We start from the raw sequence: 19,473 nt of genomic DNA on the forward strand, positions 1-19,473 counted from the left end.
GAAGGACTCGGCGCCTGGAAATAGACTCCCCCTCTCCCTGCTCGCTACGCTCGCTTCCCTCTCCCCTGAAGGGGAGAGGGAGTCACGCCTCGCTCACTCCTCGCCCTTGTAGATCCTGATCAGGCGGTCGAGCATCGCGATCGCTTCGTCGCGCGGGCGCTGGAAGGTGTTGCGGCCGATGATCGAGCCGTTGCCGCCGCCGTCGCGAATGTCGCGGGCATCCTGGTAGACGGCATCGGCGCCCTTGGCTGCGCCGCCCGAGAAGACGACGATGCGGCGGCCGTTGAAGCAGCTCTGCACGACGTGACGGACGCGGTCGGCCTGGGCCGACCAGTCGGTCCCCTCATAGGGCTTCTGCGCCTCCTTCTGCTCGATATGCGCGGAAGGCAGCTTCACCTTGATGATGTGCGCGCCGAGCAGCGCCGCCATGTGCGCGGCATAGGCGCCGACGTCGAGCGCCAGCTCCCCGTCCTTCGACAGCTTGCCGCCGCGCGGATAGGACCAGATCACCGTCGCGATGCCGACCGCCTTCGCCTCGGCCGACATCTCGCGAATCTCCTCCATCATGTCGAAGACGTTGTCGGCGCCCGGATAGATGGTGAAGCCGATCGCCGAGCAGCCGAGGCGCAGCGCGTCGTCGACGGTGCCGGTCACCGCCTGATCGCTCGAGGTCGCCCAGCTGTTCGAGCTGTTGACCTTGAGGATTGTCGGGATCTGGCCGGCGAAGGTCCCCGCCCCCGCCTCCAGCGCGCCGAGCGGCGCCGCATAGGCCGAGAGGCCGGCGTCGATCGCCAGCTGATAATGGTAATGCGGATCGTAGGCGGGCGGGTTGACCGAGAAGCTGCGCGCCGGTCCGTGCTCGAATCCCTGATCGACCGGAAGGATGATCAGCTTGCCGGTGCCGCCGAGCCGGCCCTGCATCAGGATGCGGACCAGGTTCGCTTTGACGCCCGGATTGTCGCTCTCGTAATTCGCGAGGATCGACTTCACGGCCGGTGTGATGCTCATCTCACTCTCCCTTGGATGATCGTGCTTTTTTCGAATGATCAGGCGGTCTCGAGCGCCTCGACACCGGGCAGCGCCTTGCCTTCCATCCATTCGAGGAAGGCGCCGCCGGCGGTCGACACGAAGCTGAACTCGTCGGCCACGCCGGCATGGTTGAGCGCGGCGACCGTATCGCCGCCGCCGGCGACCGAGACCAGGCTGCCGCTCTGGGTCAGCGCCGCGGCGGTCTGGGCGAGCGCCACCGTCGCCGCGTCGAACGGCACCGTCTCGAACGCGCCGAGCGGCCCGTTCCACACCAGCGTCCGGCAGGTCTTGATCGCATCGGCCAGCGCCTCGACCGCGGCCGGCCCGACGTCGAGGATCATCTCGTCCGCCGCGACCTCGTGGACGTTGCAGGTCCTGAGCGACGGCGGATTGGCCTCGAATTCCTTCGCCACCACGACGTCATAAGGCAAATGGACGGTGCAATTCGCCCGATCGGCGGCCTCGAGGATCTCGTTGGCGACCGGCGTGAGGTCGTGCTCGGCCAGAGACTTGCCGACGTCGACCCCGCGCGCGGCGAGGAAGGTGTTGGCCATGCCGCCGCCGATGATCAGATGGTCGACCCTGGCGACGAGATGGCGGAGCACCTCGAGCTTGGTCGAGACCTTGGCGCCGCCGACCACGGCCGCGACCGGCCGCTCCGGCGCGCCGAGCGCTTTCTCCAGCGCCTTGAGCTCGGCCTCCATCGCCCGCCCGGCGTAGGCCGGCAGCAGGTGCGCCAGCCCCTCGGTCGAGGCATGGGCGCGATGGGCGGCCGAGAAAGCGTCGTTGACGTAGAGATCGCCGAGCGCCGCCATCGCGCGGGCGAGCTCCGGATCGTTCTTCTCCTCGCCCTTGTGGAAGCGGGTGTTCTCGAGGATCGCGACGTCGCCCGGCTGCATGTCGGCGACGTTCGCCGCCGCCATCTCGCCCTGGCAATCGCCGACGAAGCGGACCGGCCGGCCGAGCACCTCCTCATAGGCGCGGGTCACCAGCGACAGCGACATGTCGGGCCGCCTTTCTCCCTTCGGCCGGCCGAAATGGGCGAGCAGCAGGACGATCGCGCCGCGATCGGCGAGCTCGGTCACCGTCGGCAGCGTCGCCCGCAGCCTCGTGTCGTCGGTCACCTTGAGATCGGCCATCGGCACGTTGAGGTCGACGCGCACCAGCACGCGCTTGCCGTGCACGTCGGAGAGATCGTCGAGCGTCTTGAAGGTCATCGGCTTCCCTTGAACGAAACGGGGCGGCCCGACCGGACCGCCCCTTCCTCTTACAGCAGCTTCGCCATCGCGCTGGCCGTATCGACCATGCGGTTCGAGAAGCCCCATTCATTGTCGTACCAGGAGACGACGCGGACCAATTTGCCTTCCAGCACCGCGGTCTCGAGGCTGTCGACGCTCGACGAATGCGGATCGTGATTGAAGTCGATCGAGACCAAAGGCTCCTCGATGAACTGGAGGATGCCCTTCAGCGGCCCCTCGGCGGCGGCGCGCAGCGCGCCGTTGACCTCGTCGAGCGTGGTGTCGCGCTTCGGCGTGAAGGTGAGATCGACCAGGCTGACGTTCGGGGTCGGCACGCGCACCGCCGAGCCGTCGAGCTTGCCCTTGAGCTCCGGAAGCACCTCGCCGACCGCGCGCGCGGCACCGGTCGTGGTCGGGATCATCGACATCGCCGCGGCACGCGCCCGGCGCATGTCCGGGTGGATCTGGTCGAGGATCTTCTGGTCGTTGGTGTAGCTGTGGATCGTGGTCATCAGGCCGCGCTCGATGCCGATCGCATCGTTCAGCACCTTAGCGACCGGAGCGAGGCAGTTGGTCGTGCACGATGCGTTGGAGACGATCGTGTGGCCGGCCTCGAGCTTGTCGTCATTGACACCGAAGACGACGGTGAGATCGACGCCCTTGGCCGGCGCAGAGATCAGGACTTTCTTCGCCCCTGCAGTGAGATGCGCGCCGGCCTTGTCGGCAGACGTGAAGAAGCCGGTGCACTCCAGCGCGATATCCACCTGGTTCTGCGCGTGCGGCAGCTTGGCCGGGTCGCGCTCGGCGGTGACGTGGATTCGGCGGCCGTCGACGATCAGGTCGTTGCCCTCGGCGCGGACCTCGCCCTTGTAGGTGCCGTGCACGCTGTCGCGCTTGAACAGCAGGGCGTTTGACTGGGCATCGGCCAGGTCGTTGATCGACACCAACTCCAGCCCGCTTTCCGGCTTCTCGAGAATGGCGCGCGCGACGAGGCGCCCGATGCGGCCGAAGCCGTTGATCGCAACTCTGGTAGCCATCTCACTGATCTCCCTTGTTTTCGAGCGCCGCGATCACCTGCGGCACGATCGCTTCGGCAGTGAAGCCGAAGCGGCGGAAAAGGTCCTCGGCCGGGGCCGACGCCCCGAAGCGGTCGAGGCCGATGTTGAGGCCGTGGCGGCCGGTATAGCGCTCCCAACCGAGCGTCGTCCCCGCCTCGATCGAGACGATCAGCGCATCGGCCGGCAACAGGTCGGCGCGATAGGCGGCGTCCTGGGCGTCGAACAGGGACCAGCAGGGCATCGAGACGACGTCGGCCCCGATCCCCTGCCCCTCCAGCGCCTCTGCCGTCTTGACGGCGACCTCGACCTCGGAGCCGGTCGCGACCAGCACCACCCGGCGCGCCGCGCCGGCGCCGCGCAGGCGATAGGCGCCGCGGGCGCAGAGATTGTCGCTGCGGCCGGTGCGGAGCTGCGGCAGATTCTGGCGGGTGAGCGCGAGCAGCGACGGCCCGTCGGCGCGCGCGAGCGACAGCGCCCAGCATTCCGCCGTCTCGACCGCGTCGGCCGGGCGATAGACGGCGAGGTTCGGGATCATCCGCAGGCTCATCAGATGCTCGACCGGCTGGTGGGTCGGCCCGTCCTCGCCCAGGCCGATCGAATCGTGAGTCATCACGTAGATCGCCCGCACCTGCTGCAGCGCCGACAGGCGGATCGCCGGCCGGCAATAATCGGCGAAGACCAGGAAGGTGCCGCCGTAGGGAATGACGCCGCCGTGCAGCGCCATGCCGTTCATCGCCGCGGCCATGCCGAACTCGCGGATGCCGTAATAGATGTAGCGGCCCGAATAATCGTTTTTCGTCAGTGGCTTCTGCGCCTTCGTTTTGGTATTGTTCGAACCGGTGAGATCGGCCGAGCCGCCCAAAGTCTCCGGAATGGCGGCGTTGATCGCCTCGAGCGCCATCTCGGAGGCCTTGCGGGTGGCGATCTTCTGCGGCGTGGCGGCGAGCGAGTCGAGATGGGCGGCGAGGCCGGTGTCGGCCGGCAGCCGTCCCTCCATCCGCCGCACCAGCTCCTCGCGCTTCGGGGAGGCGGCAAGCCGGGTGCGCCACGCCTCATGCGCGCCGGCGCCGCGGCGGCCGGCGGCACGCCAGGCGTCGAGGATCGGCTGCGGGATGTCGAACGGCTCGCTGTCCCACACCAATTGCTTGCGGGCCGCGGCGACCTCGTCGACGCCGAGCGCGGCGCCGTGCGTCGCCGACGTGCCCTGTTTGTTCGGCGCACCCCAGCCGATGATCGTCCGGCAGGCGACCAGCGACGGGCGCGGATCGGCCGCGGCCTCGGCGAGCGCGGCGCGGATGCTGGCGAAATCGTGACCGTCGCACTGGGCGACGTGCCAGCCATAAGCGCGATAGCGCGCCGCGATATCCTCGGACGTCGAGAGATCGGTCGCGCCGTCGATCGTGATCCGGTTGTCGTCCCACAGCACGTTCAGCCGGCCGAGGCCGAGATGGCCGGCGAGGCCCGCCGCCTCGTGGTTGACGCCCTCCATCAGGCAGCCGTCGCCGGCGATCACCCAGGTGCGATGGTCGACCAGATCGTCGCCGAACTCGGCGTTGAGGTGGCGCTCGGCGATCGCCATGCCGACCGCCATCGCCACCCCCTGGCCGAGCGGGCCGGTGGTCGCCTCGACTCCGGGCAGGAGGAAGTTCTCGGGATGGCCGGCACAGGGGCTGCTCAGCTGCCGGAAGTTGCGGATGTCGTCCATCGTCGGCTGGGCGTAGCCGGTCAGGTGGAGCAGAGCGTAGATCAGCATCGAGCCGTGCCCGGCCGATAGCACGAAGCGGTCTCGGTCGTGCCAGGCGGGATCGGCGGGATCGTGCTTCAAATGCTCGGTCCACAGCACGGTGGCGACGTCGGCCATGCCCATCGGCATGCCGGGATGCCCCGAATTGGCTGCCTGGACAGCGTCCATCGCCAGGGCGCGAATGGCGTTGGCGAGCAGTCTCGTTTCGGCAGCCATGATGATTCCCATGAAGTGGAGCGCCCGGCGGGCGGGCGGGGCAGGCTCCAGGATCGGCCCCGCTCGCCCGTTCCTTTAGAGGCGGCGCGTCTTGCGTCAACACCGGCGCGGCGGCTACCGGCCGCGCCGGACGATCGCACGCGCGGTCGTTTCCCTGCCGGGACGAACATGGTAGAAGGGGCGATGGCGCAGAGGCGAGCGATAGACGCGATCGGCCGGATCGAGGAGGCGCTCGCCCGCATCGAGGCGGCGGCGGACTCCGCGCGCGCCGCCCAGCCCCGGCCGGAACCGGACGGCGATGCGGCCGAAGCCCATCAACGCCTGCGCCGTGCCCATGACGCGCTGCGCTCCCGGGTCGAGGGGGCGATCGCCCAGATCGACCGGCTGATCGGCAGCGAGAGCGCCGGCTGATGCCCAGCGTCGAGATCGAGATCGGCACCCGCCGCTACCAGGTCGCCTGCCGCGCCGGCGAGGAGGACCATCTCCGCGCCGTTGCCGCGATCGTCGACCAGAAGGCGCGCGACGCCGCCGGGGCGCTGGGCGCGCTCGGCGAGACCCGCCAGCTGCTCATCGCCGCCCTGCTGCTCGCCGATCAGCTCAGCGAGCGCGACGGCGAAGCCCCTGCCCCGCCGCCGTCCGCTCAGCCGGCCGCCGAAGCCGGCGCGGGCGCCCAGGACGACCCTGCGGTCGCCGATGCGCTCGAGCGCCTCGCCGAACGGATGGAGCGCCTCGCCTCGAGGCTTGAGACCGGCGGCGCCAGTCCCTACATTGCACGTTGACGGGTACTGCCCGGTACGAGCTTTTGCGAACATCCCTGAGGCGATAAAGACATCCTCGGGGGCTGTCCCTGGCCGGATCCTGGTCCGGTCTAAATGGTCCCCACCTGACGTTCTGGCGTCAGAGGATATTCCAGCAAACGGCCATGGCGGTCCCGTCACTTCCCGTCCCCCGCGCGGCAGCGCGTCCCGGCAGCGAAGCCGCTCTTGCTCGCGGGCGGCCGGAAAAGAATCGCGCCGCAACCGTTCAGCTGCCGACATGAATGCGAATCCCGACAAACACGCGCTGCGCGCCCACGCGCTCGAGGAGCGGCGGCGGTACGCCCGCTCGCTGGCGCCCGCACTGCGCGCCGAGCTCGAGGCCAGGCTCGCCGAGACCGTCCTGCCCCATCTGAACGGTGCCCGTATCGTCGGCCTCTACCATCCGCTGAAGGACGAGATCAGCCCCTATCCGATCCTCGAGCGGCTCGGCGGCGGCCGGCGCGGCGCCCTGCCCTGGTTCCTCGATCGCGACGCGCGGATGCTGTTCCGCGAGGCGCCGGCGACGGAGCCGAGCCCGTGGGGCGTGCTCCAGCCGCCCGCGTCCGCCGAGGCGCTCGCCCCCGATACGGTGATCGTCCCGCTCGTCGCCGCCGACCGCCGCGGTACCCGCATCGGCCACGGCAAGGGCCATTACGATCGCGCCCTCGCCCATCTGCGCGAGGGCGGGCCGGTGTTCACCATCGGCATTGCCTGGGAGCACCAGATCCTCGATGAGCCGTTCGACGGCGATCCCTGGGACGTGCCCCTGGATGCGCTCGCAACCCCTGGCGAATGGATCGACTGCCGATGAACCCGACCTGGCGCAAACCCGCGGGAATCTTCCTGATCCTGCTGCTGATCGCGGTCTGGGCAATCCTGGTCACCGCCGGCGCCGAGCTGATCGGCGAGACCCCCTGGCCGCTCCAGGCGCTCTATTTCATCGTCGCCGGGATCATCTGGATCGCGCCGCTCAAGCCCCTCCTCCAGTGGATGGAGACCGGGCGCTGGAGACGGCCGCGGGGCTGAGGCTCGTTTTTGATGTCTTGAAAGCGGCTCGACCCCTTCTTCGGGGGAGCCATTCGGCCAGGAGAGCGTCGCCTAAGCGACTGCGTCTCCTGGATAATGGCGCGAGTGACGGGGCTCGAACCCGCGACCTCCGGCGTGACAGGCCGGCGCTCTAACCAACTGAGCTACACCCGCGTTGGAGCGGGCAACTAGGGGACGGTTCGGAACCTGTCAACACGCTCCGTCGGGCTTTTTCACGCCGGGCGATTTTCCTCGCCATGCTCCTCGTGATGGCCGCCGGTGAGCGTCCCTTCCTCGAACAGGAAGCCGGCAATGTCGGGCCGCCCGGCGGCGTCGAGCACGGTCTTGGCGATGATCAGCAGCGGCACCGCGAGCAGGGCGCCGGTCGTCCCCCACACCCAGGCCCAGAAGCTCAGGGCGACCAGGATCAGCAACGGATTGATCGTCAGCCGGCGGCCGACCAGCATCGGCGTCACCAGATTGGCCTCGATCAGGTGCAGCGAGGCGAAGGCCAGCGCCGGCAGGAAGGCGTACCAGGGATCGGTGAACGCCATCAGCCCGCCCAGAGCGAGCAGCAGCACCGAGGCGATCGGGCCGAGATAGGGCACGTAGTTCAGCACCGCGACGATGCCGCCCCACATCAGCGGCGTCGGCATGTCGAGCAGGTAGAGGACGAAGGAGACGACCAGGCCAAGGGTGACGTTCACCACGGTGATCGTGCCGAGATAGGTGGAGGTCGCGTCGACCACCTGCTGGATCGCCCGCGCCGTCGTCATCGCGCCGTCGAAGCTGGTCCGCGCGACGATCGTGCGCCGCCGCATCGCCGACCATCCCGACAGGAAGAAGAAGATCACCAGCATCGCGAAGAACATCTGGATCGCGGCGTGCGGCGCCGAGGTGGCGATGATGTCGAGCAGCGAGTTGGGAGTCTCGACCGCCACCGTGCGCGGCGCCTCGGCGCCGGCGCCGAATTCGTCGACGATGTCGTTGATGAAGCGTTCGAGGTCCGAATAGACCTCGAGCAGCGGCGCCAGCGTGTCGCGGATCCGGCCGATCCGCTCGGGGACCAGCCGCACCCATTCGGCCGCGGGCAGCACGATCGAGGCGATCGCGATGTTGGCCGCGACGATGAACAGCAGCAGGCAGACGAAGGCCGCCAGCCCCGAGGGAAGGCCGCGCCGCTCGAGCCACTCGAGCAGCGGGACGAGCGCGATCGCGATCACCAGCGCCGCCGTCACGGGCAGGAAGAATTCGGCCCCGGCCCGCAAGGCGAACGGCACGGCGAGCGTCAGGCCGGCCCCGGCGATCAGGGTCAGCGCAGCGAGCAGCCGGTCGCGGCGATAGCTGTCGGATTCGCTTTCGTGATGATGGGGCTCGCTCGCTTTCGCCTCGCCCGGCGCCCCCGGTCCCTGCAACCTGTTCATTCGCCTCCGCGATCCTGTCTCGGCCGGCCGACGCCGCCCTGCCGCTCGCTTCCCCTTGAAGCCTCGCCAAGCGTTAACAGCCGCGGCGCGCGAAATCACGCGCCGTGACGCCGCGTCTCGCGGGGGCGGCGGACCGGTCGCGCCTGCGGACGTTTCCGGCGTCGACAGCCTTCGCTGCGGCTTGTTATGGAGCGACGCCGTTCCGTGACGAGAACGAACGCACTGGGAAACGGATGCGCGACTGGGCAGAGCAACCTGCCGTCCTTCGGGCGGCGCGATGAGCGAACCGGGCACGGGATGGCGGGACGGCTCCCTGGCGGCGCCGGACGCTCGCGCGGCGGGTGCGCGGCGCGACGAGGCGGGGGAGCAGGCCGTCGATCGCGAGCAATTGCTGCACGAGGCGCTCCGCATCGCCGGCGTCGGCGCCTGGGACTTCGATCTGGCCAGCGGCGCCCTGAGCTGGTCGCAGGAGACCTTCCGCATCTTCGGTGTCGATCCCGCAACGACGGTGCCGACGATGGCGCTCGTCCAATCGATGATCCACGCGGACGATCGCGCCCGGTTCGACGATCGGGTGAATTACGCCCGCGAGACCGGGATGATGTACGAGGAGGTGTATCGGATCAACCGGCCGGACGGCGCGATCCGCACGCTCCGGAGCCGCGCCCAGGTCGTGTTCCGCGGCAGCCGCCGCAACAGCCGCTTCCTCGGCGTCACCCAGGACATCACCGAGAAGGTCGAGACGGAGGCGAAGCTCGCCGCCGAGCACGCCGTCGCCGAGAAGCTCCAGGCCGATCTCATCCACATCTCCCGGGTCAGCGCGATGGGCGCGATGGCCTCGGCTCTGGCGCATGAGCTCAACCAGCCGCTCGCCGCAATCCTCAATTATGCGTCCGCCCTGCGCCGCCTGACCGACGCGACGGCGCTCCAGCCGGTCGACGAGGCGGTGGAAGCGATCAGCGACAATGCCCATCGCGCCGGCGAGATCATCCGCCGCCTGCGGCTGATGACCACGCGCGGCGAGGTGATCAAGGCGCCGATCGAGCTCACCCCGTGCCTGGTCGAGGCGGCCCATCTCGCGCTCACCGGCGCCGACGTGCCGATCGTCTACGACATCGCGCCCGATCTGCGCATTCTCGGAGACCGGGTCCAGATCCAGCAGGTGATCGTCAATCTCGTCCGCAACGCGGTCGAGGCGATGGCCGGCGCCGCGGAGAAGAGGATCGAGATCGCCGCGCGCCGCGACGGGCCCTGCGCGATGATCGTGGTGCGCGACACCGGCTGCGGCATCCCCGCCGAGCTGCTTCCGACGATCTTCGATTCGTTCGTCTCGACCAAGGACGACGGCATGGGCGTCGGCCTGGCGATCAGCCGCACCATTGTCGAGGCGCACGGCGGCCGCATCGCCGCCGAGCCCGGCCCGGGCCGCGGCACCGTCTTTCGCCTCACCCTGCCGCTGGCGCCGGGCTGAGCCGAGACGTCAGGCGCGGCGGCTGCGCATCCCCCGCACCTGCTTGAGCGACGGATCGGCGAGGAGCCGCGCATAATCGTCGCTGTCGACCGGATAGGCCGCGACCCGGCCCTCGCCATCGTGGTGCAGGCCCCAGCCGTGCTGCTTCACCAGCGGCGAGGCGCGCAGGCACGCCTGGGCGCGCGCGAAGAAGGCCGCGCGCTCCATCGCCTCGCCGCCGCTGCGCCGGACATGCACCTCGAACAGCAGGTCGTCGCTGGTCAAAGCGTAGGGCCGGGCGCGGAGCAGGTCGAGCTGGAGCGCGGCGACCGTGCCCTCGCGCGGTAGGACGCCGCTCGTCGACGGGCAGTCCGGAGAGACGGCGATGAACGTGTCGAGATAGTTGGTCGTCATCCGCCCAACGAAGGCGACCGGCGCCGATGCGTCAAGCCGGTGGAGCCGTCCCTCAGCCGCGCCAGTCGATCCAGGCGCCATAAGGATGGCAGGTCGCGAGGATGCGGGTCTCGCCGCCTGGCCAGCAGGTCAGGCGCAGCTGCACCTCGCTGCGCGAGGGAGTCCATTCAAAGCCGATCCAGGCGAGCGGCCGCTCGTCCGAGGCTACGGCGCCGGCGCGCGCGATCGTCTCGACGAGCGCCTGCCGGTCCGCCTCGCCGAGATATTGCAGCACCATCGAGTGAAAGACGACGCGGCAGACATCGCCCTGCGGCGCCTGCAGCCGCGCCCGCAGCCAGGGCAGAGCGTCGGCGCGATCGATCCTCGGCGGGTGGTGGCGCGCGAGGGCGAGCGCCGCCTCGAGCCGCTTGGCCCGCTCCGGCTGGTCGGCCCAGACGAAGGAGAGCAGCCGCTCACGGGTCGCCTCGTCAGCGGGGTCGAGTGGCTTCAGGTCCACCCCGCGCGCCGCGGCGATGTCGATCGGCGCCGCGCAAGGGGCCGGTCCACGCCATTCGGGCGCGATGCGCACCGGCGAATCGGCGGCGCCCGCCGCGACACCGCCGAGATCGTAGCGGTAGTGCGCGAGGTTGAGGTTGAGCCCGCAGCTCGATCCGATCTCGATCAGCTCGAACGGCTGGCCGAAGCGGCGCCGCGCCGCCATCAGCGCCGCCGCGATCGCCGCGGCGCGCGCGACTTCGTTGGTCTGCGGCGGATCGCGCATCCACTCGGCGATAAAGCCGTCGGCTTCGGCCAGCGCCGCGCCGACCGCGCCGTCGTAATCGTCATGCTCGCGGCGGTAGAGCGCCCTCAGCACCGGCGGCAGGCCGCGGCGGGCGAGAGCGTGAAGCGCGCCGTTGAACCGCATGGCCAGCGCCGCCGCCGACGGATCCGAGGGCCAGGCGGCGATCAGCGCGGCGGTCTGCGGCGCCCGACCGAGCTGTCGCTCGCCCGCTTCCAGCACTGCGGCCACGAACGAGGAGCCGAGCGCCCGGGCGATCTCGGCCTGGCGTCCGAGCTCACCCCGGACCGCGACGGCCGCCATCATATTCATATTCACTCCTCTTCGCCGTGCGCCGGACCTCCGGCGCACGGCACGTCCTGATGTCCGGACAGGCTCAGGCGGCGACCCGTCGACCGCGGCCCGAGCGGGCGGACGCGGCGCCCTGCGCCCCGCTGCCGGTGTCGAACCGGCCGACCAGCCGCGCCAGGCCGGTCGCCTCGTCGGCGAGGCTGCGGGCGGCCGCATTGCTCTCCTCAACCATCGCCGCGTTCTGCTGGGTCACCTTGTCCATCTCGGTGATGGCGGTGTTGACCTGGGCGAGCGCGGTCGATTGCTGATCGGCGGCCATCGCGATCTGCGACACCAGGCCGCTGATCTCGTCGACCGAGCCGATGATCCGGCCGAGCGCCTTGCCCGCCTCGCCGACCAGGGCGACGCCGCCGTCCACCTGCTTGGAAGAATTGGTGATCAAAGTGCCGATCTCCTGCGCCGCGTCGGCGGAGCGCTGGGCAAGCGCGCGGACCTCGTTGGCGACGACCGCGAACGCGCGGCCCGCCTCGCCGGCATGCGCCGCCTCGACCGAGGCGTTGAGCGCCAGCAGGTTGGTCTGGAACGCGATCTTGTCGATCACCTCGATGATCTTGGTGATCTCCTGGCTCGACGTCTCGATCTCGGCCATGGCGGCGACCGCGTCGGCGACCACCTTGCTGCTCTCGCTGGCATCGGCCTGGGTGGCGAGCACGAGCTTGTTGGCCTCGTTCGCGCCGACCGCGCTGTTCTGCACCGTCGTAGTGATCTGCGTCATCGCCGCCGCCGTTTGCTCCAGCGTCGCCGCCTGATGCTCGGTGCGGCGGGAAAGATCGTCGGACGCGGCGCTGATCTCGCCGGCGCCGCCCTGGAGATTGGCAGTCGAGCGGGCGATCGTCTCCATCGCGGCGCGAAGCTCGCTCACCGCTGCGTTGAAATCCTCCTCGAGCTTGCGATAGTCGCCGGGGAAGTCGTGCAGCGAGACGGTGAGATCGCCGGCCGAAAGCCTGCCGAGCGCGTCGGCGACCTCGGCGACGACATGCTGCTGCGCGGCATCGGCCGCCGCCTTCTCCGCGCTCGCTCTCTCCTGCGCGATCGCCGCGTCGCGGAACACGCCCACCGCCTTCGCCATCGCCCCTATTTCGTCGGAGCGATCGGCATCGGGCACGGCGATGTCGTTCCGGCCGGCAGCGAGTTCGGCCATCGTGCTGGTGAGGTTGGTGATCGGCTGGGCAATCAGCCGGCTCAGCATCACCGCTAGGGCAATCGCGATGCCGATCAGCGCGATACCGCCGATCGCCAGCACGACGAGCGCGGTGGAGATCGCGGTACGCTGGCGGGCGGAATTCTCCTCGATCAGCGTCTGCTGGGCATCGCGGACGTCGCGCAGCGGTAGCACCGCGGCGCTGGTCAGCACCGCCTTGCCGGCCGCGCGGACCTCGGCCTGCGCCGCGTCGCGCTCGCCAGCCTTGACGCGCGCGATCAGGCGGTCGCTCCACTGCTTGCGCCAGGCGGCGGTCTCCTCGCGGGATTTGAGGACGGCGTCCTTGAGTACCGGATCGACCAGCATCCGCTCGAGCTCGACCGTCACCTTGTCGTACTCGTCGCGGCCTTCGTAATAGGACTTCAGGTACGAGGCGTCGCCGGTCACCAGATAGCCGCGCATCTGGCTGTTCTGGCGCAGGATCGCCGTCTCCAGCGCCAGGGCCTTGGCGTGGATGGACTGGCTTTCGTTATTTCGGTCGGTCGTCGCGCTGATCGACATCACGTTCACGTAGAACACGATCATCATGATCGCCGCGGACGCGCAGATCGTCAGGAAGGCGAGGCCGAGCTTCCTCGGGATCTTTACCGATTTCAACATCTTGGAACCTTCAAAGGCGACCGGGCGGCCGGGGCGCGAAACAGCGCCCCGGCCGCCCGGCCCAGCTCAGAACGAGAAGCGGAGCGAGGTGGAGATCGTGCGGCCCGGAATGGTCCGCGCCATCACCACGTTCGTCGCGGGGATCGTCGCCTCGGCGATCTCCGCGATGCCGACCGTGTCGAACAGGTTGTTCACGTTCAGCATCAGCTGCACCCGGTCGCTCGCCCGCAGCTGGGCGAACAGGTTGACCGCGGTATAGCCCGGCATCTTCAGCAGGTTGACGTCCTGCGCATAGCTGTCGGTGGTGCCGACGATGTTCGCGCCGATCGAGAAACGGTCGGTCTGCACCTGCGGCGTCAGCTGGAAGATCAAATCCGCCTGGTGACGCGGCGTGTTGCCGATGATCGCCGGGTTGAACACGTCGTCCCTGATCTCCGCCTTGGTGTAGGTCGCGCCCGCCGTGAGGCTGAACGGACCGCGGCGGATGCTGCCCTCCGCTTCCACGCCATAGGCGCGGTAGCTGCGGATGATGCGCAGCAGCGTCGGCTGGCCGTCGGCGCCCGAAGCGATCTGCAGGTTCCGCTCGCCGGTGTCGGCAAGGAAGCCCGTCAGGTTCAGCGCCATGTCCGACTGGCGGAACTTCACGCCCAGCTCGGTCTGCTTGACCGTGTCGAAGCCGTCCTTCTTGTCGGTGAGGCTGCCGGTGACCGCGCTCACCGCCGGGGTGAACAGGATCCGGTCCGCGCTCGCCCGGCCGCCGCGGCTGTAACGGGCGAAGACGGCCAGCGGCTCGGCGATGCGGTAATTGATGCCCGCCGAATAGCTCAGATAGTGGTAATCGTAATCGACCGGCGCCGGGCTGGTCAGCGGCAGGACGCTGGTGCGCGTCTCGGCCGGCGCGATGACGCCGTCGCCGTTGACGTCCACCGGGCGGATGCCGATCCGACCACCGCCGAGCTCGGAACCGAGCAGCGAGCCTTCGGCGCTGCCGTAATCGTAGCGGATGCTGCCGCCGATCGCGACCTTGCCGATATGGTAGTTGAGCGAGCCGTAAGGCGCGTTCACGTGGTAATCGACGTCGAAGTCGCGGCGGTAGCCGGCGTTGTTGTTGGCGATCAGCGCGCTGTAGGCGAAGATGCCGGCCTGGGTCTGATGGATGCCGGTCGCCGTCGTGATGTCGATCAGCGCGGCGTCGCCGCCGCCGTTGACGTCGCTCACTGCGGAGCCGAACAGCCAGGCGGCGTCGACCTCCTGCATCGACTTGTAGAAGCCGGCGGTCGCCGTCAGCTTGCCGCCGCCGATCTCCCAGACACGGCTGGCGCGCAGGTCGTTGGTGGCGTTGTCGACCCCGTCGACCTGGAAGTTCATCAGCAGCGACGGCACGAGCAGGCCGTTGCCGTTCAGCGTCAACGGATCGGCGATCGCCTGGCCGGCATTGGGGCCAGTGGCATAGCTCAGCCGCGCGCCGGGTCCCCCCAGAGTGGGGGCAAGCAGGGCCGCCGGGACGGCGCGCAGGCCGAACAGCTGGCTGATGTCGGCCGAATTGTTCGAGAAGCGGAAGCGTTCGGTGACCGTCCAGCCGCCGATGTCGAACTGGGATTCGAGCCCGACCGCCTTCTGCGTGACGTGCATGCCGTCACGGAAATCCACGCGCTTCGTCTGGTTGGTGCGGTCGAGGGTGAGAACCTGGCCGAGGTTCCGCGACTGCAGGCTGTCGCGGCCGATGTCGAAGCCCGGCACGCTCTCGAACCTGGGATCGTCGTTGGTGCCGGTCACCCGCACCGGCGCCTGCATGTAGGCGGGCGTACGGTCGTCGAGCAGCTTGGCATGGAGCCGCACGTAGCCGCCGTCGAATTCCTTGGTGACGTTGAGCTTCACCTGGCCGCCCTTGTAGGCGGTGTAGCCGACGTCGCGCGGGCCTTCGCCGCTGCGGTAGAAGCCGCCGACGTGGAAGCGCAGCGTGTCGTTGATCCGGCTGCCGTAGTCGAAGTCGAGCCGATAGTTCTCATAATCGAGCCCGGCGGTGGCCTGGACCGCGCCGCCCTCGACGTCGCCGGTCTTGGAGATCAGGTTGATTACGCCGCCCGGCGAGTTGGACGCGAAGGTCGAGGCGGAGCCGCCGCGGATCGTCTCGATCTGGGCGAGGTTGAGATCGGCGCGCAGGAACAGGTCCGGCGAGACGTAGGCGAGATCGCCGAACTCGAGCACCGGCAGGCCGTCTTCCTGGAATTGCAGGAACTTGGAGCCGCTCGACGCGAGCGGCAGGCCGCGGATCGAGTAGCTGGCATTGCCCTCGCCGCTGACGTTCTCGGCGCGGATGCCGGGGATGTTGCGGAACACCTCGGCGAGCGAGCGGGCGCCGATCTTCTCGATCTCGGCCGCTTTCAGCGAGCTCGTGGACGTAGCGCTGTCGAGCCGGTCGCGGCCCTTGGCGACGCCGGTCGAGAAGACTTCCTTCTCGGGCGTCTTGGAAGCAGAGGCTTCGCCGTCCTGGGTGAGCGTCGAAGCCTCGGTCGCAGCCATCGCCGGAGAGACGAGCGCGAACGAGGCGACAGTGAGCAAGAAATTGTGTTTACGCATGAAGGTCACTCTATCCTGTGGAAAAACAAAGGTTTGCACTCGGCCGCCGGACGAGCGAAGGGATCGCCGGAGACGATCCGGCGTGCTGAACGGCAGCTTTGGGTGAGGTCAGGGATGGGCGAGCCGGGCGCCGGAACGGCCCCCGGATCACAGCGTCGATCGGGTCTGCAGAGCCGCCGTGGCGACGGTCAGATCAGCGGCCAGGGCCTGCCTTGCACCTCTTCCCGAAGGAGAGCCGGAAAAGCCCATGGCCCAACGGCGGTCGACGGAAGATCGTGGTCTGCCCCATCGCGGGCGTTATGCTATCGATATGCCCTCATCTGGAAAATCGTTTTGGTCCAGTCCCTTCTGGATGAGGTTATAGGCGGGTCCGGACGCATGCGGATCGCTCCGCGCTTCTTTTCACGATTGTCAGCAAGGGCCGCAGAGAGAGACCTAGTGTTCGCTACGGTAGTCTCCGGCCGTGCTGGAGCGCGCCCGTCGGGGGCGCCTCTGGCGGCGCGGGGACGCCGGGAAGGCTGCGCCGATGCGCAGCGGCGGATCGGTCGGGAAAGTGGTGCCCCCGGCCGGAGTCGAACCGGCATGCCTTGCGGCGCTCGATTTTGAGTCGAGTGCGTCTACCAATTCCGCCACAGGGGCACTGAGGCGCTGCTAGCCGACCGCGCCGCCGGCTGCAACCGCGCCGCTTATCCTCCCTGTCCGCGGAGCGGATGGGAAGGGGGACCGCGCGAAGCGCGGTGGAGGGGCCGCGCGGATCGACAGGACCCCGGCCCCTCCACCACCACTGCCGTGCAGCCGCGATGCGCGTCAGCCGACCGGCGCCAGCGCGGCGTCCGCGGCGATGCGGCCGGTCTGGACGGCCCCGTTCATATAGCCGGGCCAGGCGTCGGACAGCCACTCGCCGGCGAACAGCAGCGGCCCTGCGGCGCTTGCCCTGGTCTCGCCGCCCTCCTCCAAGGTGAGCAGCGCGCCGAAGCGGGTGAGCTGGCCGGGGCGGAAGCCGATGTACGATCCGCGCGCGAGCGGGTCCTCGCTCCACCGCGTCCGCCGCAATATGCCGTTCGGCGTCGGCAGCGACAGCAGCGGCGCGGTGCGGCGGTGCGCGGCCGCCGCGACCTCGGCCGTCCCCTGGCCCGCCGCGGCCGCCACCTGGCCGCCGCCGAGCAGATAGGTGAGCGCCCCTGGCGCATCCGCGGCGCGCTGCGAAGAGGCGGCATCCCACGCTTCGGAAAAGCCCTCGCTCGACCAGATGGCGCCGTCGCCGCCGAGCGTGCGCCGCCACGCCGCCTTATCGTAGCCGACGATCACCTTCTCGTTGGCGCCGAGCCGCACCTCGTCGATCAGCGCGCGCCACGGCGACGGCAGCGGCCCCTCGATCCGGAGCTCGCGCAGCAGCGGCGCCGGCAGCGCGAGGATGGCGCGGTCGGCGAGGACCTCCTCGCCGTCGGCAAAGGCGAGCCGCACCCGTCCCGGCTCGACGGCAAGCCCCGCGAGCCGCTTGCCGAGACGGATCGCCGGCGCCATCCGCGCCGCCAGCCGCTCGGCGACGCGCCCGGCGCCGCCGTCCACCACCCAGCGCTCGTCGGAGAGGCTGAGGCGGGTGAAACGCGCGCCGTCGACGGTCGGCAGGTTGAACAGCAATTCGAGCGCCGACGCCTCGACCGGCTCGAGGCCGTATTCGGTGCGGATCCCCGCCTCCAGCGCATCGCGCGCGTCGCCGGCCGCGAGCCCTTGCCGATCGAGATAGGCGGTGACCGACAGAGCGTCGATCTCCCGCGCCACCGCCTCGTAATCCCGGTCGAGCCGGTCCGAATCCGCGGTGATCGCCGCGGCGACCGCGCGCAGCTCCTCGGCCAGCGCCGCCTCGGGCACCTTTCGGCTATCGCGGCCGATCTGCACTTCCTCGCCGCGTGCGCCGGCGCGGCGGTCGATCAGCCGCAGCCCCGCCGCCCGGACCAGCGCGCGCATGTCGCGATGGTCCGAATTGACCAGCTGGCCGCCCTCGTCGAACGCATGATCGGGGGCGAACACGCCGCGCACGCTGCGCGTCCGGCCGCCGACCGCGCCCCGCGCCTCGTAGAGAATCGCGTCCGCGCCCGCGGCCCGCAGCCGGCGGAGCGCGGCGAGGCCGGCCAGGCCGCCGCCGACCACGACGATCCTCCTGCCGGCGGCGCGGCTCCAGGCGGGCGTGCGGGGAAGCAGCAGCCCAGCGCCGGCCATGCCGAGGGCGGCGAGCACACGCCGCCGCGTCACGCCGTCGTCTCCGGTGGAAACCGGCCGCGGTTCGCCTGCCGCCGCGAGGTTCAGCGTCCGCGCCCGCTCGAGCGCGCGCCACAATCCTGTCCCTGCCCGCATCGTCTTACCCCGCTGTCGGCCAAGGATCTCAGACGGCGCGCGCGTTGTGAAGCCAAATGCCGTCAGGCCGGCACTGCAGCCCTGCTCATTTCTTCACGACCGGAGCGGTCTCGGCGGCGGCCGCCGCGCGCAGCGCCTTCCACATCGCCCGCTGGTCCCAGCGGATCTGCAGCGGGACGACGCCCCGATAGGCTCCGGCATGGACATGCGGCGCGTAGGACGGCCCGTTGTTGCCGACCCTGGCGACGACCTGCCCCGCCGTGATCCGGTCGCCGACCGCCACCGCGAAATCGCGGACATGGGCGTAGACGACCGTCAGCCCGTCCGCGCGGCGCATCTGCAGCATGCCGGCCGGCGGGCGGCCCCTGGTTCCCGGCGCATTGACCCGATCGTTCGGGAACAGCCCGGTGACCGTGCCGTCGAACGGCGCGAGCACCTCGGCGCCCCAGGAATACCAATCCTCGTTGCGCTTGCCGTCGGTGCGGTAGAAGCGGCGAAACCCCTCGTCGTCGCGGCCGATCACCTGGCAATCGGTGCCGAGCGCATCGCCGACCACGGTCGGCTCGCCGGCGGCATGCTCGCCGCAGACGAACATGCCGGCGAACAGCGGTGCGATCAGCACCGCCTCGATCTCCCCCGCCGGCTCCTGCGCCGCCGGAGGCTCCTCGAACGCTGCGCGCGGCGCCGCCGGCGCCGCTCCCTGCAACAGCAAGGCCGAAACCATCGTCAGCACCATTCGTCCCCTCCCCCATCAGCGACTGCAAGAGACGCTAGTCGCCTGCGATGCCGCAGGAAAGTGGTTCGAGGCGCAGGGGTTTTTCGGCGCCGCAAGGTGCGGCGGCCGCCTTCAGCGTGGCGCTCGCGCGGTCTTGAAGTCGAGGATCTCGCCTGCCCCGCGGACCGTGCAGCGGTAGCTGAGTGTCCGGCCGCGGCCTCGCGGCGGCACGATCGTGCCGGTGATCAGATAGGTGCGGTAGCCGGCCAGGCGCAGGTCGCCGAACGTCGCAGCGCCGAGCGTCGCGGCGCGGGCGCGGCAGGCGGCGATCGCCACGCTCTCCTTGCTGATCCGCCCCATGCCCTGGCCGCCCTTGCCGCCTTGCGGCGCGACGGCCGGCGTGTCGCGCCGGAAGGTCGCCGGGTCGGGCTGGACGCCCTGGGCCGCGGCCGACGACAGGCCGGCGAGCAGCAGCGAAGCGAATGCAATCATCATCC

At 69.9% G+C, this 19,473-nt stretch carries 17 protein-coding genes and 2 tRNA genes; 5 read left to right on the plus strand and 14 right to left on the minus strand.

Features of this window, described 5'->3' with window-relative positions; all coding sequences use genetic code 11:
- Positions 1 to 93: 93 nt before the first annotated feature.
- The 4 genes from E2493_RS15045 to tkt are packed head-to-tail and all read right to left on the minus strand — an operon-like array spanning position 94 to position 5,285.
- Positions 94 to 1,008, minus strand: coding sequence for a class I fructose-bisphosphate aldolase (locus tag E2493_RS15045; protein WP_135088248.1), 915 nt, complete (start codon positions 1,006 to 1,008; stop codon positions 94 to 96).
- A 38-nt stretch (positions 1,009 to 1,046) separates the two neighbouring features.
- On the minus strand, positions 1,047 to 2,246 hold the full coding sequence (locus E2493_RS15050) for a phosphoglycerate kinase (protein ID WP_135088249.1): 1,200 nt from the start codon (positions 2,244 to 2,246) through the stop codon (positions 1,047 to 1,049).
- Between the two features lie 50 nt (positions 2,247 to 2,296).
- Positions 2,297 to 3,304 carry a type I glyceraldehyde-3-phosphate dehydrogenase gene (gene gap, locus E2493_RS15055; RefSeq protein ID WP_135088251.1) on the minus strand — a complete coding sequence of 336 codons (1,008 nt, stop codon included), beginning with the start codon at positions 3,302 to 3,304 and terminating at the stop codon, positions 2,297 to 2,299.
- Between the two features lies 1 nt (position 3,305).
- The gene (gene tkt / locus E2493_RS15060) at positions 3,306 to 5,285 is read right to left on the minus strand and encodes a transketolase (RefSeq protein ID WP_135088253.1); all 1,980 of its coding nucleotides are present in this window, start codon (positions 5,283 to 5,285) and stop codon (positions 3,306 to 3,308) included.
- Between the two features lie 183 nt (positions 5,286 to 5,468).
- Here tkt and E2493_RS15065 point away from each other — a divergent pair, with 183 nt between their 5' ends.
- From E2493_RS15065 to E2493_RS15080, 4 genes are all read left to right on the plus strand, one after another.
- Positions 5,469 to 5,696: a hypothetical protein gene (locus E2493_RS15065; RefSeq protein WP_135088255.1), complete on the plus strand. Its 228-nt coding sequence runs from the start codon at positions 5,469 to 5,471 to the stop codon at positions 5,694 to 5,696.
- A complete protein-coding gene (locus E2493_RS15070) occupies positions 5,696 to 6,064 on the plus strand; it encodes a cell division protein ZapA (protein WP_135088257.1) in 369 nt (122 codons plus the stop codon). The genes E2493_RS15065 and E2493_RS15070 overlap by 1 nt, the downstream gene beginning before the upstream one ends.
- 256 nt (positions 6,065 to 6,320) lie before the next feature.
- Complete coding sequence (locus E2493_RS21325; protein WP_167737559.1) at positions 6,321 to 6,893, plus strand: 5-formyltetrahydrofolate cyclo-ligase; 573 nt, start codon at positions 6,321 to 6,323, stop codon at positions 6,891 to 6,893.
- Positions 6,875 to 7,108 carry a DUF2842 domain-containing protein gene (locus E2493_RS15080; RefSeq protein ID WP_225421515.1) on the plus strand — a complete coding sequence of 78 codons (234 nt, stop codon included), beginning with the start codon at positions 6,875 to 6,877 and terminating at the stop codon, positions 7,106 to 7,108. The genes E2493_RS21325 and E2493_RS15080 overlap by 19 nt, the downstream gene beginning before the upstream one ends.
- Positions 7,109 to 7,205: 97 nt before the next feature.
- Here E2493_RS15080 and E2493_RS15085 read toward each other — a convergent pair.
- Positions 7,206 to 7,282: transfer RNA gene (locus E2493_RS15085), tRNA-Asp, on the minus strand.
- Positions 7,283 to 7,341: 59 nt separating this feature from the next.
- Positions 7,342 to 8,532 (minus strand): AI-2E family transporter, encoded by a 1,191-nt coding sequence (locus E2493_RS15090; RefSeq protein ID WP_135088261.1) that lies wholly within the window; start codon positions 8,530 to 8,532, stop codon positions 7,342 to 7,344.
- A 277-nt stretch (positions 8,533 to 8,809) separates the two neighbouring features.
- Here E2493_RS15090 and E2493_RS15095 point away from each other — a divergent pair, with 277 nt between their 5' ends.
- Positions 8,810 to 10,003: a sensor histidine kinase gene (locus E2493_RS15095; RefSeq protein ID WP_135088263.1), complete on the plus strand. Its 1,194-nt coding sequence runs from the start codon at positions 8,810 to 8,812 to the stop codon at positions 10,001 to 10,003.
- 9 nt (positions 10,004 to 10,012) lie between these two features.
- Here E2493_RS15095 and E2493_RS15100 read toward each other — a convergent pair whose 3' ends face one another.
- The 8 genes from E2493_RS15100 to E2493_RS15135 form a co-directional block, all read right to left on the minus strand.
- Positions 10,013 to 10,396, minus strand: a complete 384-nt coding sequence (locus E2493_RS15100; RefSeq protein ID WP_135088265.1) for a DUF6157 family protein — start codon at positions 10,394 to 10,396, stop codon at positions 10,013 to 10,015.
- Between the two features lie 52 nt (positions 10,397 to 10,448).
- Complete coding sequence (locus E2493_RS15105; RefSeq protein ID WP_135088267.1) at positions 10,449 to 11,486, minus strand: DUF2332 domain-containing protein; 1,038 nt, start codon at positions 11,484 to 11,486, stop codon at positions 10,449 to 10,451.
- A gap of 64 nt (positions 11,487 to 11,550) precedes the next feature.
- Entirely contained in the window at positions 11,551 to 13,326 is a 1,776-nt protein-coding gene (locus tag E2493_RS15110; RefSeq protein WP_135088269.1) for a methyl-accepting chemotaxis protein, read from the minus strand.
- A gap of 66 nt (positions 13,327 to 13,392) precedes the next feature.
- Positions 13,393 to 15,906, minus strand: a complete 2,514-nt coding sequence (locus tag E2493_RS15115; RefSeq protein ID WP_135088271.1) for a TonB-dependent receptor — start codon at positions 15,904 to 15,906, stop codon at positions 13,393 to 13,395.
- 554 nt (positions 15,907 to 16,460) lie between these two features.
- A tRNA-Leu gene (locus E2493_RS15120) sits at positions 16,461 to 16,545 on the minus strand.
- A 168-nt stretch (positions 16,546 to 16,713) separates the two neighbouring features.
- On the minus strand, positions 16,714 to 18,261 hold the full coding sequence (locus E2493_RS15125; RefSeq protein ID WP_135088273.1) for a flavin monoamine oxidase family protein: 1,548 nt from the start codon (positions 18,259 to 18,261) through the stop codon (positions 16,714 to 16,716).
- Between the two features lie 85 nt (positions 18,262 to 18,346).
- Entirely contained in the window at positions 18,347 to 18,997 is a 651-nt protein-coding gene (locus E2493_RS15130) for a M23 family metallopeptidase (protein ID WP_135088275.1), read from the minus strand.
- A 111-nt stretch (positions 18,998 to 19,108) separates the two neighbouring features.
- Complete coding sequence (locus E2493_RS15135) at positions 19,109 to 19,468, minus strand: hypothetical protein (protein WP_135088277.1); 360 nt, start codon at positions 19,466 to 19,468, stop codon at positions 19,109 to 19,111.
- Positions 19,469 to 19,473 lie beyond the last annotated feature (5 nt).

It is taken from the genome of Sphingomonas parva (ex Maeng et al. 2020), assembly GCF_004564275.1.
Classification (GTDB): Bacteria; Pseudomonadota; Alphaproteobacteria; order Sphingomonadales; family Sphingomonadaceae; genus Allosphingosinicella; species Allosphingosinicella parva.

Bases quoted from the DNA above. Each gene is read 5' to 3' on its own strand.
- E2493_RS15045 (WP_135088248.1), bottom strand. From the start codon at position 1,008: ATGAGCATCACACCGGCCGTGAAGTCGATCCTCGCGAATTACGAGAGC.
- E2493_RS15050 (WP_135088249.1), bottom strand. From the start codon at position 2,246: ATGACCTTCAAGACGCTCGACGATCTCTCCGACGTGCACGGCAAGCGC.
- gap (WP_135088251.1), bottom strand. From the start codon at position 3,304: ATGGCTACCAGAGTTGCGATCAACGGCTTCGGCCGCATCGGGCGCCTC.
- tkt (WP_135088253.1), bottom strand. From the start codon at position 5,285: ATGGCTGCCGAAACGAGACTGCTCGCCAACGCCATTCGCGCCCTGGCG.
- E2493_RS15065 (WP_135088255.1), top strand. From the start codon at position 5,469: ATGGCGCAGAGGCGAGCGATAGACGCGATCGGCCGGATCGAGGAGGCG.
- E2493_RS15070 (WP_135088257.1), top strand. From the start codon at position 5,696: ATGCCCAGCGTCGAGATCGAGATCGGCACCCGCCGCTACCAGGTCGCC.
- E2493_RS21325 (WP_167737559.1), top strand. From the start codon at position 6,321: ATGAATGCGAATCCCGACAAACACGCGCTGCGCGCCCACGCGCTCGAG.
- E2493_RS15080 (WP_225421515.1), top strand. From the start codon at position 6,875: ATGGATCGACTGCCGATGAACCCGACCTGGCGCAAACCCGCGGGAATC.
- E2493_RS15090 (WP_135088261.1), bottom strand. From the start codon at position 8,532: ATGAACAGGTTGCAGGGACCGGGGGCGCCGGGCGAGGCGAAAGCGAGC.
- E2493_RS15095 (WP_135088263.1), top strand. From the start codon at position 8,810: ATGAGCGAACCGGGCACGGGATGGCGGGACGGCTCCCTGGCGGCGCCG.
- E2493_RS15100 (WP_135088265.1), bottom strand. From the start codon at position 10,396: ATGACGACCAACTATCTCGACACGTTCATCGCCGTCTCTCCGGACTGC.
- E2493_RS15105 (WP_135088267.1), bottom strand. From the start codon at position 11,486: ATGAATATGATGGCGGCCGTCGCGGTCCGGGGTGAGCTCGGACGCCAG.
- E2493_RS15110 (WP_135088269.1), bottom strand. From the start codon at position 13,326: ATGTTGAAATCGGTAAAGATCCCGAGGAAGCTCGGCCTCGCCTTCCTG.
- E2493_RS15115 (WP_135088271.1), bottom strand. From the start codon at position 15,906: ATGCGTAAACACAATTTCTTGCTCACTGTCGCCTCGTTCGCGCTCGTC.
- E2493_RS15125 (WP_135088273.1), bottom strand. From the start codon at position 18,261: ATGCGGGCAGGGACAGGATTGTGGCGCGCGCTCGAGCGGGCGCGGACG.
- E2493_RS15130 (WP_135088275.1), bottom strand. From the start codon at position 18,997: ATGGTGCTGACGATGGTTTCGGCCTTGCTGTTGCAGGGAGCGGCGCCG.
- E2493_RS15135 (WP_135088277.1), bottom strand. From the start codon at position 19,468: ATGATTGCATTCGCTTCGCTGCTGCTCGCCGGCCTGTCGTCGGCCGCG.